Annotated in this window: 19 protein-coding genes; 12 read left to right on the plus strand and 7 right to left on the minus strand. The window is 65.1% G+C overall.

The window, feature by feature from the left end; genetic code table 11:
* Window positions 1-171 precede the first annotated feature (171 nt).
* Window positions 172-906 carry a L,D-transpeptidase gene (locus tag LB541_RS17590; protein WP_140632322.1) on the plus strand — a complete coding sequence of 245 codons (735 nt, stop codon included), beginning with the start codon at window positions 172-174 and terminating at the stop codon, window positions 904-906.
* A 252-nt stretch (window positions 907-1,158) separates the two neighbouring features.
* On the plus strand, window positions 1,159-2,079 hold the full coding sequence (locus LB541_RS17595) for a bifunctional 5,10-methylenetetrahydrofolate dehydrogenase/5,10-methenyltetrahydrofolate cyclohydrolase (protein ID WP_140498366.1): 921 nt from the start codon (window positions 1,159-1,161) through the stop codon (window positions 2,077-2,079).
* A gap of 14 nt (window positions 2,080-2,093) precedes the next feature.
* Here LB541_RS17595 and glcF read toward each other — a convergent pair whose 3' ends face one another.
* The 4 genes from glcF to LB541_RS17615 all read right to left on the minus strand — a co-directional run bounded on the left by glcF (window position 2,094) and on the right by LB541_RS17615 (window position 7,833).
* Window positions 2,094-3,419: a glycolate oxidase subunit GlcF gene (gene glcF, locus LB541_RS17600; RefSeq protein WP_140632325.1), complete on the minus strand. Its 1,326-nt coding sequence runs from the start codon at window positions 3,417-3,419 to the stop codon at window positions 2,094-2,096.
* Between the two features lie 11 nt (window positions 3,420-3,430).
* Window positions 3,431-4,636: a glycolate oxidase subunit GlcE gene (gene glcE / locus LB541_RS17605; protein WP_140623973.1), complete on the minus strand. Its 1,206-nt coding sequence runs from the start codon at window positions 4,634-4,636 to the stop codon at window positions 3,431-3,433.
* Window positions 4,637-4,853: 217 nt separating this feature from the next.
* Complete coding sequence (locus LB541_RS17610; protein ID WP_140623975.1) at window positions 4,854-6,350, minus strand: FAD-linked oxidase C-terminal domain-containing protein; 1,497 nt, start codon at window positions 6,348-6,350, stop codon at window positions 4,854-4,856.
* 160 nt (window positions 6,351-6,510) lie between these two features.
* On the minus strand, window positions 6,511-7,833 hold the full coding sequence (locus tag LB541_RS17615) for a DUF3422 family protein (protein WP_140581214.1): 1,323 nt from the start codon (window positions 7,831-7,833) through the stop codon (window positions 6,511-6,513).
* 210 nt (window positions 7,834-8,043) lie between these two features.
* Between LB541_RS17615 and LB541_RS17620 the strand changes: the two genes are divergently transcribed.
* Genes LB541_RS17620 through LB541_RS17630 form a run of 3 tightly spaced genes read left to right on the plus strand, consistent with a single transcriptional unit; the run spans window position 8,044 to window position 10,816 of the window.
* Window positions 8,044-8,847 (plus strand): FadR/GntR family transcriptional regulator, encoded by an 804-nt coding sequence (locus LB541_RS17620; RefSeq protein ID WP_140515030.1) that lies wholly within the window; start codon window positions 8,044-8,046, stop codon window positions 8,845-8,847.
* A gap of 25 nt (window positions 8,848-8,872) precedes the next feature.
* The gene (locus tag LB541_RS17625) at window positions 8,873-10,009 is read left to right on the plus strand and encodes an alpha-hydroxy acid oxidase (RefSeq protein WP_140623977.1); all 1,137 of its coding nucleotides are present in this window, start codon (window positions 8,873-8,875) and stop codon (window positions 10,007-10,009) included.
* 39 nt (window positions 10,010-10,048) lie between these two features.
* Window positions 10,049-10,816 carry a metallophosphoesterase family protein gene (locus tag LB541_RS17630; RefSeq protein ID WP_140498373.1) on the plus strand — a complete coding sequence of 256 codons (768 nt, stop codon included), beginning with the start codon at window positions 10,049-10,051 and terminating at the stop codon, window positions 10,814-10,816.
* Window positions 10,817-10,856: 40 nt separating this feature from the next.
* Here LB541_RS17630 and LB541_RS17635 read toward each other — a convergent pair whose 3' ends face one another.
* Together LB541_RS17635 and LB541_RS17640 are read right to left on the minus strand one after the other, a co-directional pair.
* Window positions 10,857-10,997 (minus strand): hypothetical protein, encoded by a 141-nt coding sequence (locus LB541_RS17635; RefSeq protein ID WP_181165325.1) that lies wholly within the window; start codon window positions 10,995-10,997, stop codon window positions 10,857-10,859.
* Between the two features lie 281 nt (window positions 10,998-11,278).
* Window positions 11,279-11,977, minus strand: coding sequence for a type 1 glutamine amidotransferase (locus LB541_RS17640; RefSeq protein ID WP_140498543.1), 699 nt, complete (start codon window positions 11,975-11,977; stop codon window positions 11,279-11,281).
* Window positions 11,978-12,065: 88 nt separating this feature from the next.
* On the opposite strand from LB541_RS17640, the gene LB541_RS17645 reads away from it, so the two are divergent.
* The 4 genes from LB541_RS17645 (at window position 12,066) to LB541_RS17660 (ending at window position 16,257) form a co-directional block, all read left to right on the plus strand.
* Window positions 12,066-12,728, plus strand: a complete 663-nt coding sequence (locus LB541_RS17645) for a hypothetical protein (protein ID WP_140498375.1) — start codon at window positions 12,066-12,068, stop codon at window positions 12,726-12,728.
* Between the two features lie 31 nt (window positions 12,729-12,759).
* Window positions 12,760-13,494: a 16S rRNA (uracil(1498)-N(3))-methyltransferase gene (locus tag LB541_RS17650; RefSeq protein ID WP_140498376.1), complete on the plus strand. Its 735-nt coding sequence runs from the start codon at window positions 12,760-12,762 to the stop codon at window positions 13,492-13,494.
* 243 nt (window positions 13,495-13,737) lie between these two features.
* The gene (locus LB541_RS17655; protein ID WP_140498377.1) at window positions 13,738-15,111 is read left to right on the plus strand and encodes a glutamate--cysteine ligase; all 1,374 of its coding nucleotides are present in this window, start codon (window positions 13,738-13,740) and stop codon (window positions 15,109-15,111) included.
* Between the two features lie 99 nt (window positions 15,112-15,210).
* Window positions 15,211-16,257: a DUF937 domain-containing protein gene (locus tag LB541_RS17660; protein ID WP_140581224.1), complete on the plus strand. Its 1,047-nt coding sequence runs from the start codon at window positions 15,211-15,213 to the stop codon at window positions 16,255-16,257.
* A 170-nt stretch (window positions 16,258-16,427) separates the two neighbouring features.
* Here LB541_RS17660 and LB541_RS17665 read toward each other — a convergent pair whose 3' ends face one another.
* The gene (locus tag LB541_RS17665; RefSeq protein WP_140524803.1) at window positions 16,428-16,718 is read right to left on the minus strand and encodes a DUF1127 domain-containing protein; all 291 of its coding nucleotides are present in this window, start codon (window positions 16,716-16,718) and stop codon (window positions 16,428-16,430) included.
* A 177-nt stretch (window positions 16,719-16,895) separates the two neighbouring features.
* Here LB541_RS17665 and LB541_RS17670 point away from each other — a divergent pair, with 177 nt between their 5' ends.
* The 3 genes from LB541_RS17670 (at window position 16,896) to LB541_RS17680 (ending at window position 20,687) form a co-directional block, all read left to right on the plus strand.
* Window positions 16,896-17,852 carry a LysR substrate-binding domain-containing protein gene (locus LB541_RS17670; RefSeq protein ID WP_140498380.1) on the plus strand — a complete coding sequence of 319 codons (957 nt, stop codon included), beginning with the start codon at window positions 16,896-16,898 and terminating at the stop codon, window positions 17,850-17,852.
* A 76-nt stretch (window positions 17,853-17,928) separates the two neighbouring features.
* A complete protein-coding gene (gene xseA, locus LB541_RS17675) occupies window positions 17,929-19,560 on the plus strand; it encodes an exodeoxyribonuclease VII large subunit (RefSeq protein ID WP_224619154.1) in 1,632 nt (543 codons plus the stop codon).
* 8 nt (window positions 19,561-19,568) lie between these two features.
* A complete protein-coding gene (locus LB541_RS17680) occupies window positions 19,569-20,687 on the plus strand; it encodes a P1 family peptidase (protein ID WP_140558658.1) in 1,119 nt (372 codons plus the stop codon).
* The last annotated feature ends 24 nt before the right edge of the window (window positions 20,688-20,711 follow it).

Below are 20,711 nucleotides of genomic sequence, written 5' to 3' on the forward strand. Positions count from 1 at the left end.
CTTGGCTTTACCAGATTCCTGAACGCGGCGGTAACCACACCGAAAGGTTTACCGACAGTTCCGCATTTTACACATTCCGATTCATGTTTCGGTTGCTGTTCCCGCGCCAATGATCGCTGAACCGGGAGGTCGTTTCCACCCGGTTTGTCAGACGATCAAGGTGCTTTCCCGATGAAGAGAGTTTTGTTTCCCGTGCTCGGCGCCGTGGCTGCGGTTGCTGCCGGCGTCACACCTTCCACGGCCGGAGACCGCTATGCCGACAGACCGCCGGTGATGGTGAGCCCCGACCTTTCCGCGCCCTGGGTGCTGCAGCTTGGCCATGCGCCGGGCATCGTGCGGCAGAACCGGCAGGTCGCGCAGCAGCCGCGCCCGCGTTATGCGCAGCCCGACCGCGTGCAAACGGCGGCCGTGCAGGCCCCGGCCAAGCGCATGGTCGCGCGCCCGCAGATCAATCCGATCTACCTGCCGCAGGAAGTCGCCTATGACGGCTCCCAGAAGCCGGGCACCATCGTCATCGATACGACCCAGAACTTCCTCTATCTGGTCGAGAAGGACGGCAAGGCGCGGCGCTATGGCGTCGGCACCGGCAAGCCGGGCTTCGAATGGTCGGGCACGCACAAGATCACCAACAAGCGGGTCTGGCCGGACTGGCGCCCGCCGGCCGCGATGATCAAGCGCGAGGCCGCCAAGGGGCGCTACCTGCCAACCTACCTGGCCGGCGGCATGGAGAACCCGCTCGGCGCGCGCGCGCTCTATCTCGGTAGTACGGAATATCGCATCCACGGCACCAACCAGCCCTGGACGATCGGCGGCGCCGTGTCGTCGGGCTGCATCCGCATGCGCAACGAGGATGTCGTCGACCTTTATGAACGGGTCGATGTCGGAACCACTGTCGAGGTGATATAATAGTTGCTGCGAATCACCCGATCCGGAAGCGCAGCGCTTCCCGGGATCGGAAGGAATAACGGGGGACGGGCCGTATGGGGATGCGGCCGGTCAGAAAGGGCGGCACGGGAAACCGTGCTGCCCTTTCCGTTTCGGACGAAGCACTGCCGCGCCCGCACGTCGCGCAAAAGGCATGACGGTTCGCATTCGTGCTGCCATTGCCGCTGTTCTTTTGCTATGGCAAGGCAACGCTCAGGTCAGAAGAGTCCGATCATGTCACTGTCCGACGACAGCCGCTATCTCAAGGGCGGCCCGGTTGCCCGGCGCATCATCGCCGCCGTGCGCGAGGATGCGGCGATCGCAAGGGCCGAAGGGTTCCCGCCCAAACTGGTGTCGATCACCGTCGGCGATACGGCGGCGGTGGATGTCTATGTACGAAACCAGCGCGCCAAGGCAGAGCTGGCGGACATCGATTTCGACGAACGGCGCTTTCCCGCCACCATCACCGCGGGCGAACTGGAAGCGGCGATCCACGGCCTGAACGCCGATCCGCGCGTTACCGGCATCATCATCCAGCGGCCGGTGCCGGCACATATCCCGATCAGGACGTTGCAGGCGGCGGTGCATCCGCTGAAGGACGTCGAAGGCATGCATCCGGCCTCGATCGGCAACATCGTCTACAACCAGCTCGATCTGGCGCCCTGCACGGCGGCCGCCTCGGTCGAGTTGCTCAAGGAAACCGGCCTCGACCTCAAGGGCCTGGAAGTGGTGATGGTCGGCCACTCCGAGATCGTCGGCAAGCCGATCGCCTTCCTGTTGATGAGCGAAGGCGCGACGGTCACGGTCTGTCACCACATGACGCGCTCGGTCGCCGCGCACGCGCGCCGCGCCGATGCGCTGTTCGTCGCCGTCGGCAAGCCGCGCCTGATCAAGGCCGACATGGTAAAGCCGGGTGCGGCCGTCATCGATATCGGCATCAATTCCGAGACGCTGCCGGACGGTTCCACCCGTATCGTCGGCGACGTCGACACCGACAGCGTGAAGGACGTGGCCTCCTGGATCACGCCGGTGCCGGGCGGCGTCGGCCCGATCACCGTTGCGATCCTGCTGCGCAACACGATGGTGGCGCTCAGCCGCCAGCGCGCGCTCTACGAGGCGACCTACGGCACGATCGACAGGCTGGCGGCCGAATAACGCCGGGGCGGCCCCTACTCAGCGGCGATCAGGCCGGGTTCCGCGACACCTTCCGGCCTCGGCCCGCCATAGGCCCAGTCGAGCAGCTTGATCGTATGCACCACCGGCAGCTTCGCGGCAGACGCGATCTGCGTTATGCAGCCGATATTGCCGGTCGCGACGACCGAAGCGCCGGTAGCCTCGATGTTTTTCACCTTGCGGTCGCGCAGCCTGGCCGAAATATCCGGCTGCAGAATGTTGTATGTGCCGGCCGAACCGCAGCACAAATGCCCTTCGCGCGGCTCGCGAACGATGAAACCGGCTTTGGCCAACAATTCCCTAGGCTGGCGGGTGATCTTCTGGCCGTGCTGCATCGAACAGGCCGAATGATAGGCGACGACCGTGCCCGGCTTGCGCACCGGTTCGGGCAGGTCGATGGCGGTCAGGTATTCGGTAATGTCCTTGGCCAGCGCGGAGACACGTGCAGCCTTTTCGGCGTAGGCCGGATCAAGCCGCAGCATGAAACCGTAATCCTTGATGGTCGTGCCGCAGCCCGACGCGGTGATGATGATGGCATCGATCCCGCCTTGTTCAATCGCGCGGGTCCAGGCATCGACATTTTGCCTTGCAGAAGCAAGGGCGGCTTGCTCGCGGCCCATGTGATGGACGAGCGCGCCGCAACAGCCCTCGCCCGGCGGCACCAGGACCTCGACGCCAAGCCGCGTCAGCAGTGAAATGGTCGTGTCGTTGATGGCGGGATCGAGCACCGATTGCGCGCAACCGGTGAGGATGGCGACGCGGCCCCTCTTCGCCCCCTGCCCGGTATGGGTGCCCGGCGAAGCCATCGGCGATGCTCCCGGGATCGATTCCGGCGCGAGCTTGAGCATTGCGCCAAGCGGCTTCAATGCCGGGATCTTCTCGAACAGGCCGATGAACGGCTTGCCCAGTTTCGCCAATTTGAGCGCGGCGCGAAAACGCTGGGGATAGGGCAGGACGAGGGCCAGCATGGCGCGGGTCAGGCGATCGAGCAGCGGCCGCCTATAGGTCTGCTGGATATGGGCGCGGGCATGGTCGACCAGATGCATGTAGTTGACGCCAGACGGGCAGGTGGTCATGCAGGCGAGGCAGGACAGGCAGCGATCGATATGGGTGACGATCTCCTTGTCGGCGGGGCGACCGTTTTCCAGCATATCCTTGATCAGGTAGATGCGCCCGCGCGGTGAATCGAGTTCGTTGCCCAGCGTCACATAGGTCGGGCAGGTAGCGGTGCAGAAACCGCAATGCACGCATTTGCGCAGAATCTTTTCCGACTCGGCAACATGCGGGTCGGCAAGCTGTGCGGGCGAGAAATTGGTCTGCATCTCTTGATGTCCTAGGCCATGCGGCCGGGATTGAGGATGTTCTTGGGGTCGAATTCGTGCTTCAGCCGCTGGCTGAGCGCTGCCAGTGAGGGAGCCTGCGGCTCGAACACCGGCAGGGCGGCACGGTGCGAAGGAGCCGCGCGCACCAATGTCGCATGGCCGCCGCCATGTTTTCTCAGAAGTCCGCGCAGCAGCGTCGCTTCCGGGTCACCCTCCTCCATGCGCAGCCACACCAGTCCGCCCTGCCAGTCATAGAAGGCGCTGACGGCAGCCTGCATGCGCAGCGTGAAAACCATCTGGTGCGCCTGGGCAGGCGCCATCGATACGCGCCAGACCGGTTTGTCGCTGTTGTCCGCGAAAGGCCTGCAATCGCGCACGTCACGCCACAGGGCAGCCGACGCTTCGCTGGAAATCTCTTCGAGTGGTCCGGCATTTCCGAGCAACGTCTTCAGCGCGGCGATGCGATAGACGACGGAGGGGCCAAAACCTTCCACCCGCAGCAGCGTGGCCGCATCGTTGCCGAGCACGCCTGCGGCAACCCGTGCGGCAATCCGCTCCGGCAGGTGCGCGGCGCTCGATACTTCCGCGCTGGAGCCGAGCGCCAGCGCCATCGCCGCGGCGGCCGCATCGTCGAGCAGGCCGCGGACAGCGAGCGTGACCTCGGTCTCGGCCGATGGCAGCACCTTGAAGGTGACGTCGGTGAACACCGCCAGCGTGCCCCAGCTGTTGGCCATCAGCTTGGACAAATCGTACCCGGTGACATTCTTGACCACGCGGCCGCCGGATTTGAATGCCTCGCCGCGGCCGGACACCACGTTGATGCCCAGGATATGGTCGCGCGCCGCCCCCGCCTTCAGCCGGCGCGGGCCGGAGAGGTTCGCTGCAAGCGCACCACCAAGCGTGCCCTTGCCCGGCTCGCCGCCGAGCAGCGGGCCGTAATCCATCGGCTCGAAAGCGAGTTGCTGGCCGTTTTGCGCCAGCAGCGTCTCGATTTCGGCCAGCGGCGTGCCGGCCTTTGCGGACAGCACCAGTTCGGCTGGTTCATAGAGCGTGACCCCGGCGAGCCTCGACAGGTCGAGCGTGTGCTCGGTCTGCAGCGGACGGCCGATGCCGCGCTTGGAGCCGTGACCGAGGATTTCGAGCGGCGAGCCTTCCGCCGCCGCCCAGGCGACGGTGGAGAGAACTTCGGAAGGGGTGATGGGAGTGAAGGTGGTCATGGCGCCGATGCGCAATATGCGGGAATGCCGCGTTCCTTCGCGCCCCCCTCTGTCCTGCCGGACAACTCCCCCTCAAGGGGGGAGATTGGATGCCGCGCCGGGTTTCGCCAATCTCCAGCGTTGGCGGAAGGGCGAAGCGACGAAGCTGCCAATCTCCCCCCGTGAGGGGGAGATGTCCGGCAGGACAGAGGGGGGCGTTCAGGCGCTGACATAACCCTCAAAACCTCGGAATGTCCGGAAACGCTAACTCTCCGCGATGCACATGCATGCGCCCCAGCTCCGCGCAGCGGCGCAGCTGCGGGAACACCTTTCCCGGGTTGAGCAGATGATTGGGATCGAAGGCGCATTTGACGCGCATCTGCTGGTCGAGGTCGATCCCGTTAAACATTTCCGGCATCAGGTCGCGTTTCTCGACGCCCACCCCATGCTCGCCGGTCAAGACGCCGCCGACCTTGACGCACAGCCGCAATATGTCGGCGCCGAAACTCTCGGCCTTGTCGAGTTCGCCCGGCACGTTGGCGTCATAGAGGATCAGCGGATGCAAATTGCCGTCGCCGGCATGGAAGACATTGGCGACGCCGAGCCCGTATTTTTCGGAGAGCTCGCGCATGCCGGCCAGCACGCGCGGCAGTTCCTTGCGCGGGATGGTGCCGTCCATGCAATAATAGTCGGGCGAGATACGGCCGACCGCGGGGAAGGCTGCCTTGCGCCCTGCCCAGAAGCTCAGCCGCTCCTGCTCCGACTGCGAAATGCGGCAGGTGGTCGAACCGTTGCGGATGGCGATCGCCTCGACCGCGGTGATGAGATGATCGACCTCGACGCCCGGCCCGTCGAGCTCGACGATCAGCAGCGCCTCGACATCCAGGGGATATCCGGCATGGACGAAATCCTCCGCCGCGTGGATCGCCGGGCGGTCCATCATCTCCATGCCGCCCGGAATGATGCCGGCGCCGATGATGTCGGCGACGCATTGGCCACCCTGCTCGCTGGTCGGGAAGCCGATCAGCAGCGCACGTGCCGTCTCCGGCTTCTTCAAAATGCGCACGGTGACTTCGGTGACGACGCCCAGCAGGCCTTCGGAGCCGGTCATGACGCCGAGCAGGTCGTAGCCCTCCGCGTCCAGATGCCTGCCGCCGAGCCGCACCACCTCGCCGCTCATCAGCACCATCTCGATGCCGAGCACATTGTTGGCGGTCAGGCCGTATTTGAGGCAGTGCACGCCGCCGGAATTTTCGGCGACATTGCCGCCGATCGAGCAGGCGATCTGGGAAGATGGGTCGGGGGCGTAGTAAAAACCCTCCTGCTCGACGGCGGTGGTGATGCCGAGATTGGTGACGCCCGGCTGGGCGACGACGATGCGATTGGGGAAATCGATCTCGATAATGCGGTTGAAGCGGCTCATGACCAGGAGCACCGCGTCCTCCAGCGGCAGCGCGCCGCCCGACAGCGAGGTGCCGGAGCCGCGCGGCACGACGCGGATGTTGCGGTCATTGCAGTATTTCAGCACGCGCGAAACCTGTGCCACCGTTTCGGGAAGCACCACGACCAATGGCAATTGCCGGTAGGCGGTCAGGCCATCGCTTTCGAAGGCGCGCATTTCGTTGGCCGCGTCGACCACACCCTCGCCCGGCACGATAATGCGCATGTCGGCGACGATCTCGCCGCGCCGGCGCATCGTGGCGTCGTCTGGCTTGGGCATGGCAAGGCCGGACATCGGCAGCCTCATCTCGCGTGACTGGTCAAAATCTTTTACCAGTGAAGGGCGTCGGTTGCAAACCCCGCTTTGACCGAGAGCGGACACGGACGCAACGGACGCCTTCCGTAGCGGCAATCTGCCGCTGGCGCGCTTTACGCTGTGGGAAGTAAAGGCGCGCCTACTCGCCCGGATGTTTCGTCGGCTCGGAATGCATGCGCCGCACCCGCCGCACGCCCCACCAGACCAGCAGGATGGCGAGCGGCACACACGCCGCCGTGACCACTTCGGGCGCGAAGGCATGGCCGAAGATCGAGGCGCCCTTGGCGACATAGCCGACGAGGCCGACGACATAGTAGGAAACGGCCGCGACCGACAGGCCTTCGACGGTCTGCTGCAGGCGCAGTTGCAACCGGGCGCGATTGTTCATCGAGGCGAGCAGGTCGCGGTTCTGCTTCTCGACCTCGACATCGACCCAGGTGCGCAGCAGCGTGGTGGCGCGCGTCAGCTTGCGCGACAGATTGGCCTGACGCTCCTCGACCGAACGGCAGGTGCGCATGGCAGGCGCCATGCGCCGCCGCAGGAACCCCGCCCAGGTGTCATATCCCTGTACGGCCTCTTCCTCCAGCGCTTCCAGCCTTTCGCCGACGATGCCGTCATAGGCACGGCTGGCCCCGAACCGGTAGAGGCTCGACGCCGCGTCAGCTTCCAACTCAGCCGCGAGTTCGGTCAGGTCGGCAAGCAATTTCTGGCTGTCGCGGGTCTCGGCGAGTTTCATCTCCAGCGTGATCTGGGCCAGCCTGTCCTCGATACGGCGGGCGCGGCCGGACAAGGCCAGCGCCAGCGGCAGGCCGAGCATGGCCAGCGTGCGATAGGTCTCGATGTCGATCAGCCGCTGCGACAAGGCGCCGGTGCTGGCCGGCGTCAGGCCGCGGTCAAGGATCAGCATACGGGTCAGGCCGTCGCCATCCTGGCGGAAATCGGTGACGATTGCAGCATTGCCGCGTTCGACCAGCGAATAGCAGAGGCTGGTCGGATCGAAGCCGGCGATCGACCGCTCGCCCGCCTGCGTCCATTTGCGGATCTCGAGCCGGATGCCTGAAATAACGGTTCCGGGTGGAGAAAATCCGTTGCCGAACGGCGAATCCTCCTGGCCCTTGCCGCCTTCGGCAAGCGGCCCTTCCCACAGATAGGTGGAGAATTCGGTATGCCGCTCCCAGCGCAACGAGCCCTGGCCCCATCTCATGGCGTGATGGCGGGCCTGACGGTCGGGCGCGGCTATGCCGAGCCGGCGCGACAACTCGGAAAGCACCGAATGATCGACGCCGGCGCCACCCTCGGTCATGAAGGCGAGCTGGATCAGCACACGCGGCTTCTCGATCAGCGGGTGCGGACGGGCATGGACTTCGCCCAGCGCGCCGGGCCGTCCCTCATGCGCCGGAAATCCGAGCACGCTGCCCTTGGCGCGCGGCTGAAATTCGAGATTGGACGGGTCGTGCGACACGGCTTGTTCCCCGGGTTTCTTTGAACCCTCTTGCAGTTGCGTCCTCTAGAGCCAATAGGCTCCTGACGCAAACAGCAAAGTTTAGCCGAAGAGGATAGGGGCGCGAGCGGGGAAGCCGACACGCTTCGGCCAATTGGATAAATAATTTGACCAGTTGGCGACGCTGGCTTTATCTTGCGCGACACCGGTTCAACACTCCCAGGCATGCCGTTGAGCGACATTTTTTCCAGGATCGAGCACTCGCGAACCGCCGACGAGGTGGTGCAGCAGATCGAAAGCCTCGTCCTCGAAGGCGTGCTGCGCACCGGCGACCGGCTGCCTGGCGAGCGCGAGCTGGCACGCCAGTTCGATGTGTCCCGGCCGATCCTGCGCGACGCGCTGAAGGCGCTCGAGGGACGCGGCCTTTTGACGACGCGGCCGGGCGGCGGCACATATGTCGCCGACATCATCGGCCAGCTGTTCACCAAGCCGGTGGCGGACCTGATCTCGACGCACCGCAAGGCGGTGGCCGATTACCTGGAGTATCGCCGCGAGGTGGAGGGGATCGCCGCCGAATATGCGGCGCGGCGCGCCACGCCGGAGGACCTGGCCCTGCTCGACCGCATCATGGCACGCATGGACGAAGCGCACCGCACCGGGGATTTCGACGACGAAGCCGAGATCGACGTCGAATTCCATCATGCGATCTGCGAATGCGCGCACAACATCCTGCTCCTGCATACGCTGCGCTCCTGCTACAGGCTGCTGTCGGAAGGCGTGTTCCAGAACCGGTTGCTGGTGTTCACGGTGCCCGGCGCGCGCGATGCGCTGCTGGCCCAGCACCGGGCGATCCACATCGCGGTCAAGGCCGGCGACCCGGCCGGCGCGCGGCAGGCGGCGATGGACCACATGATCTATGTCGAGCGGTCGATGGCGCAAGCCGAGCGCAGCGGCGACTGGCAGCGCGTATCGCGGCTCAGGCTCAGGCAACGCTCTGAAGCCGGCGATGCCGAACCGGCGCGCAAACGCTCCTGAACGATATCGATCAAGCGGGGACACGATGAGCGACATTCTCACCATTGCCGACCTCAAGGACCTGGCGCGACGGCGTGTGCCCAGGATGTTCTTCGAGTATGCCGATTCCGGCGCATGGACCGAGAGCACCTACCGGGCCAACGAGGAGGACTTCCAGAAGATCAAGTTCCGCCAGCGCGTGCTGGTCGACATGAGCAACCGCTCACTGGAATCGACCATGATCGGCGAGAAGGTGGCCATGCCGGTGGCGCTGGCCCCCACCGGCCTGACCGGCATGCAGCATGCCGACGGCGAGATGCTGGCGGCGCAGGCGGCCGAGGAATTCGGCGTGCCGTTCACGCTGTCGACGATGAGCATCTGCTCGATCGAGGATGTCGCGTCGGTGACGAAGAAGCCGTTCTGGTTCCAGCTTTACGTGCTGCGCGATAAGGACTTCGTGCTTGACCTGATCGACCGGGCAAAAGCGGCGAAATGCTCGGCGTTGGTGCTGACGCTCGACCTGCAGATCCTCGGCCAACGGCACAAGGATGTCCGCAACGGACTTTCGGCGCCGCCCAAGATGACGCTGGCCAACATGGCCAACATCGCGGTCCGTCCGCGCTGGTGGATGGGCATGGCCGGCACGAAGCGCCGCACGTTCCGCAACATCGTCGGCCACGCCAAGGGCGTCGGCGACGTGGCTTCGCTGGCGTCATGGACGACGGAGCAGTTCGACCCGCATCTGTCGTGGAAGGATGTCGCCTGGATCAAGGAACGCTGGGGCGGCAAGCTGATCCTGAAAGGCATTCTCGACAAGGAAGACGCATTGATGGCCGCTGAAACGGGCGCCGACGCGATCGTCGTTTCCAACCATGGCGGGCGTCAGTTGGACGGCGCATCCTCGTCGATCATGGCGCTGGAGGAAATCGCGGACGCGGTCGGCGACAGGATCGAGGTGCACATGGATGGCGGCATCCGCTCCGGCCAGGACGTGCTGAAGGCACTGTGCCTCGGCGCCAGGGGCACCTATATCGGCCGGCCGTTTCTCTACGGCCTGGGCGCGCTCGGCAAGGAAGGCGTTACCAAGGCGCTGGAAATCATCCGTAAGGAGATGGACATCACACTGGCCCTGTGCGGAAAACGTCTGGTGACCGACATGGGCAAGGACCAGATCCGGCGCTAGCCAGGTCGGCGACGGCCTGATCACGGAGACAGCGATACGTTGGCAGAACCCGACATTCATTTCCTGGACGCGCGCGGACCGGACGGCATGCGTCTCTACGCAATCGGCGATGTCCATGGCCGGCTCGATTTGCTGGCCGCCATGCATCAGCGGATCGAGAGCGAGCTCGAATGGAAGCCGGCTCGCGACTGGCGCGTCATCCACCTCGGCGACTATGTCGACCGTGGGCCGGACTCCAAGGACGTCGTCGATTTCCTGATCGAGGCGCGCAAACGCGATCCGCGAAACCTGATGCTTGCCGGCAATCACGATCTCGGATTTCTCGATTTTCTCGATACCCCTGACCCGGACGGGCTTTTCATGCGCTATGGCGGGGTCCAGACGGCGCTATCCTACGGTGTGCCCCTCGCGGCCGACGCCGGCTGGTTCGGCAGGATGGAGACGATGAGACGGGGGCATCAGGCTCTGCTCGAAGCAGTACCGCAACACCATATCGATTTCCTGCGTTCGCTACCCTTCTCAATCAGCTTCGGCGACTTCTTCTTCTGCCATGCCGGCATCCGGCCAGGCGTTGCCCTGGAGAACCAGAATCCGCAGGATCTGATCTGGATCCGCGACGTTTTCCACGATCACGCCGGCCTTTTCCCGAAGATCGTGGTGCACGGCCACACGCCCGTTCCCGAGGCGGAGGTCATGGCCAACCGCGTCAATGTCGATACGCTCGCCTGGCAATCAGGCATGCTGAGCGCGCTCGTTGTCGAGGACGCCGACAAACGCATTCTGACAATGACAATAAGGGAAGCTTGAGTGGCGCGCGTCGCGGAAACGACGCGAACGGTCCGGCTATTCAGCGCAGCGAAGCGGTGACGCCGTAGCCGTCGACGGCGTTGTGGTTGTTGGCGGCATCGGCCGCATAGATGCCGAGACCGCAAATCACGATGGCGGACATCATGGCAAAGGACAGAAGCGCTGCTTTCACGGACGTCATCTCTTGTTGAGCTTCCTGCATCTGTGCACGAGGCGGTTACCAATGCGTTGAAACCGAAAATACGTCTCAAAGTTTCGACGATTTCGCGCTTCTAGGCACGTTCTGTATCGGCGGTGTGTCGCACGGGCCACACAAAGGTCCGTCGCGGTTGCACCGGTGATGCAGAGCGCGCGCCTTCTAGGATGGCGGGCGTACACAAGCCAAGGACGAAACCGGTTTTCCCCAGGCGGATTCACCGCCGCGTGCCAATTATGCCACGCCCTGGTCCGCAGAGATGATGCTCAGATCGTCGCCACCCATGCGCGGGCGATGGCAAGGCCGGCAGCATCGGCATCCGGTCCGTTACGGGCCATTTCGCCCTCGAGCTTGCCGGCCCAGTCGGGGTGGCGCGCTGCAATGATCGGCGCGAAAGAGGTGCTCCAGTCCTTCACCAGCGGCCGATCGGCCTCGAAGTGGAACTGGAAGCCGTAGACGGCGCGGCCGACGCGGAACGCCTGGTTCTCGGCGACATCATTGCCGGCGAGCCGCACGGCGTTTTCAGGCAGCACGAAGGTGTCGTCGTGCCATTGGAAGATCGGGAACTTTTCCGGAAGCTCGGCCAGCACCGGATCGGCCTTGGCGTCCGGCGTCAGCGAAACGCCGCGCCAGCCGAATTCGTTGGCGCCGCCGATGCGGTTCTCGCCGCCGAAGGCGCGGGCAACCAGCTGGCTGCCGAGGCAGATGCCGAGCACCGCGCGGTTCTTGCCGGCGAAATCGCGGGTCAGTTCGAGCAGCGCCGGAAAATAGGGATATTCCTCATCGGCCAGCGCGTTCTGGCCGCCGCCGAGCACCACCATGGCGTCGTGGCCGTTCGCATCATCCGGCAGCGGATCGCCCTTGTAAGGAAGGCGGATGTCGAGATCGGCACCGGCTTCCGCAAGTGCCGCGCCGACCTGGCCGAGGCCGGTGTTGTCGTAGTTCTGGACCACCAGCACCCGCATCGCAAAACCCTGCTGACGTGAAAACGATGCGACGAGCGATATCATGGCGCCGGCATTTCAGCCAAGATGCGGGCGCGCGGAGAAAACTATGCCACTGCAAAACCGGGTCGATCCGTTCGGCGCTATCCACGCCGTGCCCGAGCGCGGCCTGTTCATGGGCAATCGCGGCATCATCCACGATCCCGAGACCAGGACGCTGTTGAAAAAACGCTGGGCGCTTCACGCCTGGATCATCTGCGTCTGCGACTTCGGCGACGTGCGGCGCGAGCCGATGGGCCGCAACCGGCGACGTGATGATCTATCGGGACCCAAGGCGGGCTGGACGGAACTGTTCTTCCTCGACGAGGTGACGGCGCTGGCGGCGGGCCATCGGCCCTGCTTCTTCTGCCGGCGCGAACGGGCCAGGGATTTTGTGGGTCGCTTCGGCGAAGCCTTCGGCATAACGGAGCCGCGCGCGCCGCAGGTCGACAAGCGGCTGCACAAGGAGCGGCTGGCCGCGGGCGGCAAGCCGCCGGTGGTGGAGGCTGACGAGCTTGCAGGCCTGCCCGACGGCACGATGGTCGAGGGTGGAGGCAATGCCTACGCCTTGCGTCGCGGCAAGGCGCTGCGCTGGTCGTTCGCAGGATATTGCGGAGCGCAGGATTTCAACGACCTCGCTCATCGGTCGCTACGGCTGCTGACGCCGCCGACCACGATCGGGGTGCTGAGGCGAGGCTACGAACCCGTCTGGCATCCTTCCGCCAAGGCTTGACGGCAACCGCCGGCTCGCCCATTCCTCGGCCATGCGCGCCAATTACAAGATGCAACGCCTGTTCGTGCCCGACGATCTCGGGCCGGAGATCGAGTTCGACGCCGGCCACCAGCAGAGCCATTATCTTCTGCATGTGCTGCGGCTTGGCGAGGGCGCCGAGATCCTGTTGTTCAACGGCCGCGACGGCGAATGGTCGGCGGCCATCGCGGCCAAATCCAAGAAGGCGGTGAAGCTGAGGGTGCTGGCGCGGCAACGGCCGCAGCCGCCGCTGCCCGATCTCGTCTATTGCTTCGCGCCGCTGAAGCAAGGCCGGCTCGACTATCTGGTGCAAAAGGCTGTCGAAATGGGCGCCGGCGTGCTGCAGCCGGTCATCACCCAGCACACGCAAGTGGCCAAACCCTCCATCGACCGCTTGCGCGCCAATGTCGTCGAGGCGGCCGAGCAGTGCGGCATACTTGCGGTGCCGCAGGTGCGGGAAGCGGAAAAGTTCGAACGCCTGCTGACCGGCTGGGACACGGAGCGGCGGCTGGTCTTCTGCGACGAGGACGCTTCGACCAACAATCCCCTGCCCGCGCTGCAAGCGGTAAGCGAAAGGAAGCTCGGCCTGCTGGTCGGGCCGGAAGGCGGATTTTCCGATGAGGAGCGCAAGCTGTTGCGCGCTCTGCCTTTCGTTACTGCCATTCCGCTCGGCCCGCGCATCCTGCGCGCCGATACGGCCGCCGTGGCCGCACTGGCGGTGATGCAGGCCACAATCGGCGATTGGTGAGGGTTTCTTCCTCCCCTCTTGTGGAGATGGGAAGAGCCGCATCGTTCAATTCCTGTTGACCTCTGGCTCAGGATTTTTCGCTTGATCGGCTACTGACATTTCGTCCATCTAGCGCCGGCGGTCTTCCGGCCGCCCTGCAGTGCCGCGCGTCGACGCGCAAAGGCCGCTGTAGTACTTTGATTTTGGCGCATATCCCGAAAATCGAGGTCGATTTCGGGATCATAGCGCCGCAGGGGCTTGATGATGGCGCGCGACACAACCGATTTCCGGCCGATCGAAGGCATGGACGAACTCGTCGCGCATCTGGCCGAGGGCAACAAGCCGCGGAACAAGTGGCGCATCGGCACCGAGCACGAGAAATTCCCGTTCTACGTCGACGGCAACGGGCCCGTGCCCTATGGCGGCGAGCGCGGCATACGCGCCATCCTCGAAGGCATGCAGTCAAAGCTCGGCTGGGACCCCATCATCGATGACGGCCGCATCATCGGCCTGGTCGAGCCGACCGGCCAGGGCGCGATTTCGCTGGAGCCCGGCGGCCAATTCGAACTCTCCGGCGCGCCGCTGGAGACGATCCACCAGACCTGCCGCGAGGGCAATGCCCACCTGGCGCAGGTGCGCGAGATCGCCGAGCCGATGGGCATCCGCTTCCTTGGCCTTGGCGGCAGCCCGAAATGGTCGCTGGCCGAGACGCCGAAAATGCCGAAGTCGCGCTACGAGATCATGACGCGCTACATGCCCAAGGTCGGCACCAAGGGCCTCGACATGATGTACCGCACCTGCACGATCCAGGTTAATCTCGACTTCGAGAGCGAGGTGGACATGCGGCGCAAGATGCAGGTGTCGCTGAAGCTGCAGCCGCTGTCGACGGCGCTGTTCGCCAATTCGCCCTTCACGGAAAGCCGGCCGAACGGCTTGCAGAGCTGGCGCGGCGACATCTGGCGCGACACCGACAACCAACGCTCGGGCCTGCTCGAATTCTGCTTCTCGCCCGATTTCGGTTTTGCCGACTATGTCGAATGGGCACTCGACGTGCCGATGTATTTCGTCATCCGCGACGGCCAGTACCACGACATGACGCACGTCACCTTCCGTCAGTTCATGGCCGGGGCCGTCCGCAATGAAATCCCGGACGGATTGCCGACGATGGGCGACTGGGCTAACCATCTGTCGACGCTCTTCCCCGACGTGCGGCTGAAGCGCTTTCTCGAGATGCGCGGCGCCGATGGCGGGCCGTGGCGGCGCATCTGCGCCCTTCCGGCCTTCTGGGTCGGGCTGCTTTATGACGAGGCAGCGCTCGATGCGGCGGAGGCGCTGACCTCGAGCTGGACCTACGGGGAAGTGCTGGCGATGCGCAACGCCGTGCCCGAACAAGGCATTTCGGCGCCGTTCCGCAACGCCACGTTGCGCGACATCGCTCGCGACGTGCTTACCATCTCGCGCATGGGGCTGAAGAACCGCGGCAAGAAGAACCGCGACGGCTATGACGAGACCTCGTTCCTCAACACGCTCGACGAGGTCGTGGCGCGCGGCACCACCAGCGCCGAGGAGATGCTGTCGGCCTACCACACACGCTGGGGCGGCTCGATCGAGCCGGTGTTCATGGAATACGCCTATTGACCCTCGGCTTTGAGGCGGCCGAGCTCCTGCAAAAGCCGCTTCAATCGGCGGTGGAAACGAATTAGGCTTCTCCGGCGGGGATTTCCGGAGGAGAGACCAATGCCTTCCTTGTTCGACATGCTGGCACAAGCCCAGAACGGCAGCGGCATGCAGGCGCTTGCCCAACAATACGGGCTCTCGATGCAGCAGACGCAATCTGCGGTGGAGGCGTTGCTGCCTGCCTTTTCGCAAGGACTGAGGCGCAACACCGCCGATCCCTATGGGCTCGGCGCCTTCATGACGGCGATGGCGAGCGGTCAGCACGCCAAGTATTTCGAGGACGCGACCCGGGCCTTCTCGCCGCAAGGCATCAATGAGGGCAACGGCATTCTGGGGCATCTGTTCGGCTCGAAGGATCTGTCGCGCGCGGTTGCCGGCCAGGCGGCGCAAGCGACCGGTATCAGCCAGCAGGTGCTGCAACAGATGCTGCCGGCCCTGGCCTCGATGATGATGGGCGGGCTGTTCAAGCAGACCACCAATCAGTTGGCCGGGGGGCAGATGCAGGCGGCCAGCGGCTTCGGCGCCGCCGGCAGCAATCCGCTGGGCGAGATCATCGAGCAGATGATGCGCCAGGGAGGCGGCCTGGGCGGCGCCCAGGCGCCGGCGCCGCAGCCGAGCCCGCCATCGCAAGACCCGATGGACAACCCGCTTGGCAAGGTGCTGCAGGACATGTTCGGCGGCGGCGCGCCACAGCCGCAAAGCCGATCCCAGCCACAACCGCAGCAGACACAGAACCCCTTTGGCGACAATCCGCTCGGCAAGGTGCTGCAGGACATGTTCGGCGGTGGCGCGCAGCCGCCGCAGGACCAGCCTCAGCCGCAGCAGACCCAGAGCCCCTATGGCGACAGTCCGCTAGGCAAGATCTTCGAGGAGATGCTGCGGCAGGGTGGCGGTGCATCAGGCGGCGAGCAGCCGGCGCCGCAGCCCCAAGCTCGGCGGCAGCCCCAGGCGCCGCAGCCGCAGGCCAATCCGAGCGGCAGGCCGACGAACCCGTTCGACGATCTGTTTGGCAAGATGTTCGAGACCGGAGCGCAGCAGCGCGACGACTACCAGAAAGGCATGGAGTCGATTTTCGACCAGTTCAAGCGCGGCATGGATCGGCGGTAGCCGTCGCCCAGGTTTTGGCTTTTGCCTCGCGCAAAAAGAAAGCCCGGTCCTTGGGAGGACCGGGCAGCGTGCAGGCAGGCCGGCGGGGGACCGGCAGGGAGTGGGAAGCCTGCATGAACCTTGGTCGCGCTGACTGATGAAAAGGTTCAGCGGGACCGAAATTCAACCGATCAGGCCACCCTGCGGGCGATGTCCTCGATGGTTTCGACGCGATCGCTGGCGATTTCGCGCAGCATCGCCGTCGGATCGCGGCCAAACGGCACGTCGATGGCGACGTGCAGGTCGGCGCGCGTCAGGCCGATATCGGCAAGCTCGGCGTCCGACATCTCGCCGAGGCGATAGAAGGCACGGCGGTTTTTCCAGGCCTGGTAGACATTGGAGACCGCATTGATCACGCGCGTCGCAACGGCCGGACGCGTGGTGATGCGCGAGGTCTCGGTGGCGAAATCAAACGTAACCATGTCGGTCTCCTTCAGACTCGAATGGGCAAAACCAAGCGATCGGCGCTGGCGACAGCGGCCGTTCCGGCTTCGATTCACATGCCTTCATGTGGACATCAGTAATTTGCCATTGCTCGATTGATTAATCCAACGAATGTTTCTAATCTTAAGCATCAACACTAGTGATGGATCATGCCGATGAAAGCGCCGCTCGATCTCGATCAGTTGCAGACCTTCATCTCGATCGCCGACACTGGCAGTTTCACCCGGGCGGCCGAAGAGGTGCACCGCACCCAGTCGGCGGTGTCGATGCAGATGCGCCGGCTGGAGGAGCGGATCGGCAAGCCGCTGTTCGAAAAGGAAGGGCGCAGCAACAGACTGACGGAGGAAGGCGACAAGCTGCTTTCCTACGCAAGACGGCTGCTCTATCTCAACCGCGAAACGCTGGCCGCCTTCGACGACCGGCGGCTCGAAGGCACGATCCGGATCGGTACGCCGGACGACTACGCCGACCGTTTCCTGCCCGAGATCATGGCGCGCTTCACGCGTTCCAATCCACGCGTCGAACTGACCGTCGTCTGCGAACCGACGCCGGGGCTGGTCGAACACATCAAGCGCGGCAATCTCGACCTGGCGCTGGTGACGCATAACGACGTGCGCGGCCAGTCCGAGGTGGTGCGGCGCGAACCGCTGCTGTGGGTCACCTCGGCCAACCATGCCACGCACGAGCAGGAAACGCTGCCTATGGCCTTTGGCCGGCCAAACTGTATCTGGCGGCGCGCCGCCGTCGACGTGCTTGACCAGCAGAACCGCGACTATCGCATCCTGTTCACCAGCTTTTCCGCAACGGTCATCACCGCCGCGGTGTTGTCGGGCCTGGCGATCTCGGTGCTGCCGGAATGCGCGCTCAGGCCCGGCATGCGGGTGCTGGGCGAGGCCGACGGCTTCGGCGCCCTGCCCGACTGCCGCATCGGCATCATGCGCGGCCAAACCTCGCGGCCGGAGATCGTCGATGCGCTGGCCCGGCACATTTCCGAAAGCCTGGACAACATCTCGGTGCCGCTTGGCGAAGAGGCGGGAACGTTCGATTTCGCGGCACTCGCCTTCAGCAAGATGCGGCGAACCAAGCCGAACCAGATCCTGCCGGGCTGGTAAGCGATCAGACGCACCTGAACGCCGACCTGAAAACAGCCAGCTTGACGCCGGCGCGCAACCACCCCCCAATCGGCCGATGAGCGAAGCAGCATCCGAATCACGCAGCAACGCCACCGAATATACGGTGAGCGAAATATCAGGCGCCCTGAAGCGCACGGTCGAGGATGCCTTCGGAAATGTGCGGGTGCGCGGTGAAATCTCGGGTTATCGCGGGCCGCACTCCTCCGGCCATGCCTATTTCACGCTGAAGGACGACCGCGCGCGGCTCGACGCCGTGGTGTGGAAAGGCACGATGGGCCGGCTGAAATTCCGCCCCGAAGAAGGAATGGAGGTGATCGCCACCGGCAGGCTCACCACCTATCCCGGCAAATCCAACTACCAGATCGTCATCGACAATCTGGAACCGGCGGGCGCTGGAGCCTTGATGGCGCTGCTGGAGGAGCGCAAGCGCCGGCTGCAGGCCGAAGGCCTGTTCGAGGGGGGCCGCAAGCGGTTGCTGCCCTTCATGCCGCGCGTCATCGGCGTCGTCACCTCGCCGACGGGGGCCGTCATCCGCGACATCATCCACCGGATCAAGGATCGTTTTCCGCTGCATGTGCTCGTCTGGCCGGTGCGGGTGCAAGGCGAAACCGCGGGCGCCGAGGTGACCGCCGCCGTCGCCGGTTTCAACGCGCTGGCAAGGGATGGCACCATCGAGCGCCCGGACCTGCTGATCGTGGCGCGGGGCGGCGGCAGCCTCGAGGACTTGTGGGGCTTCAACGACGAGGCCCTGGCCCGTGCCGTCGCCGCCTCCGCCATTCCGGTGATCTCGGCCGTCGGCCACGAAACCGACTGGACGCTGATCGACCTCGTCGCGGATGTGAGGGCGCCGACGCCAACGGGGGCGGCCGAAATCGCCGTTCCGGTGAAGGCCGACCTCGAAGCGGCGCTCGCCAGTCTCGGCGCACGGCTCAAGGCTGCGGTTTCGCGCAATTTCGAGCGCAAGCGCCAGTCCGTGCGCGCGGCGGCGCGTGCGCTGCCCTCGCCCGATCAGTTGCTGGCGCTGCCACGTCGTCGCCTCGACGAGGCGGCGAGCCGGCTCGGGCGCGGCCTCATGGTTTCGACCGAACGCAAGCGGGGACGCTTCCTCGCCCTGAAACTGACGCCGGCAATGCTGTCGCAGCGAATCGCCGAGGCGCGGCGGACCAACGAGCGCAATCTCCTGCGGGCACAGGGCGCGTTGCGCACGCTGACGAGAGCCCGGCGCGCGGAGCTCAATCGCGCCGCCGATCAATTGCCGAAATGCGCCCGGGCGTCGCTACAGCGGCACCGGCAGCAATTGGCGGCGCTGCAGGGCCGCATCACCATAGAGCCCACGGCGCGGCGGCAGCGGACCCAAAGGGATTTCCTGACCGCGCTGACGCGGCGCAGCACGCATGCGGCATCGCTGAGGCTGGAGCGGCTGCGCAGTCGCGTCGCCCAGGCCGACCGCTTGCTGGCGACGCTGTCGCACAAGGCCGTGCTGGCACGCGGCTTCGCCCTGGTGAAGGATGCCGACGGCGCCGTCGTCAAGCGTGCGGCGGAATTGTCGGCGGGGATGGCGCTGTCCCTGGAGTTCGCCGACGGGACGGCGGATGCGGTCGCGACCAGCGGCTCGGCGCGGCCACGACCGGCCGCCAAAACCGCGATCAAGGCCAAGGAGCCCGGCAGCCAGGGCTCCCTATTCTGAACCGTGACATGACAGACAATCCGCATCATCACAAAACGCCCTCCGGCAAGCCGCGCGCGCGAAGCTTCGGCATCGGCTTCGACGGCACGCCCGGCCCGTTCAACGCGATCACCGACGTGGCTGGAGTGTCGGTCGGCTATTCCACGCTGATTTCAGGCGACGGCCCGCTCGTCGTAGGCCAGGGACCGGTGCGCACCGGCGTGACCGCGATCCTGCCCAGGCCGCGGGCCGACCTTGCCACACCGGTCTTCGCCGGCATCTTCAGCCAGAACGGCAATGGCGAACTGACCGGCTCGCATATCGTCGAGGAGACCGGCGCCTTCAACTTCCCCATCACCGTCACCAACACGCATTCCTGCGGCGTTTCGCGCGACGGTACGCTGCGCTGGATGAGCAAGGTGCTGCCAGCCGCACTCGACAGCGGCTGGGGACTGCCGGTGGCAGCTGAAACCTATGACGGCTTCCTCAACGACATCAACGGCCACCACGTGACATCAGGGCATGTTGCCGAGGCGCTCGACGGTGCCGCCAGCGGACCGATCGAGGAAGGCAGCGTCGGCGGCGGCACCGGCATGATCGCCTTCGGCTTCAAGGCCGGTTCGGGCACCGCGTCGCGCATCACCGAATGGCAAGGGCGTGCCTATACTGTCGGCGCCTTCGTGCAGGCGAATTTCGGCAAGCGGCGCAATTTCACGCTTCGAGGCCTGCGCGCCGGGCCGGAGCTCGTCGAACCCGCGATCCGCGAAGGCACGCCACGTGCCGAAAAAGGCTCGATCATCGCCGTTATTGCCACCGACGCACCGTTCCTGCCGCATCAGATGAAGCGGCTGGCCCGCCGTGTGCCGCTCGGCGTCGCCATGACCGGCGGCTTCGGCTATCACAGTTCCGGCGACATCTTCCTCGCCTTCTCTACCGCCAATCCCGACGCGGCCCTGGCGCCGCCGGGCCGGATCGCTCGCGCCGAGTTCATCCCCGACAGCGACATCGATCCGTTCTTCGATGCCGTGGTCCAGGGCGTCGAGGAAGCCGTCCTCAATGCGATGGTCGCCAACGAGGACATGACCGGCCGCGACGGCAATTTCGTGCCGGCGCTGCCGAAGGCGTGGCTGAAGGAGAAATTCGGCTGAGACAAATACGCGGACCGAATGGTC

Origin of the sequence: Mesorhizobium sp. BR1-1-15 (assembly GCF_020165475.1) — a bacterium.
Taxonomy (GTDB): domain Bacteria; phylum Pseudomonadota; class Alphaproteobacteria; order Rhizobiales; family Rhizobiaceae; genus Mesorhizobium.

Excerpts from the sequence above, each read along its gene's own strand:
- LB541_RS17590 (WP_140632322.1), top strand. The coding sequence starts at position 172 with ATGAAGAGAGTTTTGTTTCCCGTGCTCGGCGCCGTGGCTGCGGTTGCT.
- LB541_RS17595 (WP_140498366.1), top strand. The coding sequence starts at position 1,159 with ATGTCACTGTCCGACGACAGCCGCTATCTCAAGGGCGGCCCGGTTGCC.
- glcF (WP_140632325.1), bottom strand. The coding sequence starts at position 3,419 with ATGCAGACCAATTTCTCGCCCGCACAGCTTGCCGACCCGCATGTTGCC.
- glcE (WP_140623973.1), bottom strand. The coding sequence starts at position 4,636 with ATGACCACCTTCACTCCCATCACCCCTTCCGAAGTTCTCTCCACCGTC.
- LB541_RS17610 (WP_140623975.1), bottom strand. The coding sequence starts at position 6,350 with ATGTCCGGCCTTGCCATGCCCAAGCCAGACGACGCCACGATGCGCCGG.
- LB541_RS17625 (WP_140623977.1), top strand. The coding sequence starts at position 8,873 with ATGAGCGACATTCTCACCATTGCCGACCTCAAGGACCTGGCGCGACGG.
- LB541_RS17635 (WP_181165325.1), bottom strand. The coding sequence starts at position 10,997 with ATGACGTCCGTGAAAGCAGCGCTTCTGTCCTTTGCCATGATGTCCGCC.
- LB541_RS17640 (WP_140498543.1), bottom strand. The coding sequence starts at position 11,977 with ATGCGGGTGCTGGTGGTCCAGAACTACGACAACACCGGCCTCGGCCAG.
- LB541_RS17645 (WP_140498375.1), top strand. The coding sequence starts at position 12,066 with ATGCCACTGCAAAACCGGGTCGATCCGTTCGGCGCTATCCACGCCGTG.
- LB541_RS17650 (WP_140498376.1), top strand. The coding sequence starts at position 12,760 with ATGCGCGCCAATTACAAGATGCAACGCCTGTTCGTGCCCGACGATCTC.
- LB541_RS17655 (WP_140498377.1), top strand. The coding sequence starts at position 13,738 with ATGGCGCGCGACACAACCGATTTCCGGCCGATCGAAGGCATGGACGAA.
- LB541_RS17660 (WP_140581224.1), top strand. The coding sequence starts at position 15,211 with ATGCCTTCCTTGTTCGACATGCTGGCACAAGCCCAGAACGGCAGCGGC.
- LB541_RS17665 (WP_140524803.1), bottom strand. The coding sequence starts at position 16,718 with ATGGTTACGTTTGATTTCGCCACCGAGACCTCGCGCATCACCACGCGT.
- LB541_RS17670 (WP_140498380.1), top strand. The coding sequence starts at position 16,896 with ATGAAAGCGCCGCTCGATCTCGATCAGTTGCAGACCTTCATCTCGATC.
- xseA (WP_224619154.1), top strand. The coding sequence starts at position 17,929 with ATGAGCGAAGCAGCATCCGAATCACGCAGCAACGCCACCGAATATACG.
- LB541_RS17680 (WP_140558658.1), top strand. The coding sequence starts at position 19,569 with ATGACAGACAATCCGCATCATCACAAAACGCCCTCCGGCAAGCCGCGC.